Here is a 254-nt window from a genome sequence, read left to right as displayed (position 1 = left end):
CGTCGGCCACCGTCTCGCGGCGCCAGCAGACGTGCTGATCCGGACGCGTCAGCACGACGCCGCTATCCCTGACGTCCCGCGCACGCGCCCAGTCCCCCGTAAAATCCTGCCAGGTCTGGCGCGGTCCGATGACATGGGCATCGATCCCGATGCCCAGTTCCTTGCCGACCTTCTTCGCCGCGGCAACCCAAGCCTCGCCGCCGATCCCGGTCAGAAGCGTGAACCTGCCGTGTCCCACAAGATCGAGCGTCGAG

At 67.7% G+C, this 254-nt stretch carries 1 protein-coding gene; it reads right to left on the bottom strand.

From position 1 onward, the window contains the following. Positions 1-254, bottom strand: a 254-nt coding sequence (locus ACJDTP_RS27920) for an aromatic-ring hydroxylase C-terminal domain-containing protein (protein ID WP_479723091.1), incomplete at both ends; no start/stop codon positions are given.

This window comes from Candidatus Clostridium helianthi, assembly GCF_045310795.1.
Taxonomy (GTDB): domain Bacteria; phylum Bacillota; class Clostridia; order Clostridiales; family Clostridiaceae; genus Clostridium; species Clostridium helianthi.
The sequence above is the reverse complement of the archived record's forward strand: the minus strand, read 5'-3'. Positions and strand labels throughout refer to the sequence as shown.